Below are 1,149 nucleotides of genomic sequence, written 5' to 3'. Positions count from 1 at the left end.
ATTAAAACGAGGTTTACCTTGCATTAAAACGAGGTTTACCTTGCATTAAGCGAGATAATTGTATAACCTCGTCTTATTGAATTAAAAATATAATCTTTTCATATGAAAACAGAACTAGTTGTTAAAGATAATGCCTTAATCAATGCTAGTTATAACCTCGATCTAGTTGAACAGAGGTTAATTCTCCTAGCTATTGTTGAAGCAAGGGAATCGGGTAAAGGGATAAATGCTAATGATCCACTAACAGTTCATGCTGAAAGTTATATTAATCAGTTTGGTGTACATCGAAATACGGCTTATCAGGCGTTAAAAGATGCTTGCGATGACCTGTTTGCAAGACAATTCAGTTATCAGAGTCTTAGTGAAAAAGGTAACATTATTAATCACAAGTCGAGATGGGTGAGCGAGGTGGCTTATATTGATAATGAAGCTGTCGTTAGACTTATTTTTGCCCCTGCTATTGTGCCTTTAATTACTAGGTTAGAAGAACAATTTACAAAGTATGAAATACAACAAATAAGTAATTTAACAAGTGCTTATGCTGTTCGTTTATATGAAATATTGATTGCATGGCGTAGTACTGGAAAAACTCCTCTCATAACTATGTATGATTTTAGACAAAAAATAGGTGTACTCGAGACTGAATACAAACGAATGTATGATTTTAAAAAATATGTTTTAGACATTGCATTAAAACAAGTAAATGAACATACCGATATCACTGTCAAAGTTGAACAGCATAAAACAGGTAGATCTATTACTGGTTTTTCATTTAGCTTTAAACAGAAAAAATCAGCCACGCATTCAGTCGAATCTAAAAGAGATCCGAATACATTAGACCTCTTTTCAAAAATGACAGATAAACAACGCCATCTATTCGCCAACAAGCTCTCAGAGCTTCCTGAGATGAGTAAATATTCACAAGGCACAGAAAGCTATCAGCAGTTTGCTGTACGTATAGCTGCCATGCTGCAAGATGCAGAGAAATTTAAAGAGTTACTCCCTTTACTCAGAAAATTAGGATTTCAATGACATTGTTAATTGAAATTGTTAAGTTAACAGTCAGGTATTAACACAAGTTGAAAACTGGTTTACATAATGAAAAAACTGTCAGTTTCAGAGTTAGCTAAGCTTTATGGATATTCAAGA

1 protein-coding gene is annotated in these 1,149 nt (G+C 33.6%); it reads left to right on the top strand.

Annotated elements, in window-relative coordinates:
- The first annotated feature begins 102 nt into the window (after nucleotides 1-102).
- Nucleotides 103-1,032 (top strand): replication initiation protein RepM, encoded by a 930-nt coding sequence (gene repM / locus HMPREF0014_RS25165; protein ID WP_020992420.1) that lies wholly within the window; start codon nucleotides 103-105, stop codon nucleotides 1,030-1,032.
- Nucleotides 1,033-1,149: the final 117 nt, after the last annotated feature.

This window comes from Acinetobacter sp. RUH 2624 (genome assembly GCF_000162375.2).
Lineage (GTDB): Bacteria > Pseudomonadota > Gammaproteobacteria > Pseudomonadales > Moraxellaceae > Acinetobacter > Acinetobacter nosocomialis.
Note: the sequence above shows the minus strand (reverse complement) of the source record. Positions and strands in the feature narration are given on the sequence as shown.

Coding starts and splice junctions, on each gene's coding strand:
- repM (WP_020992420.1), top strand. CDS start 103: ATGAAAACAGAACTAGTTGTTAAAGATAATGCCTTAATCAATGCTAGT.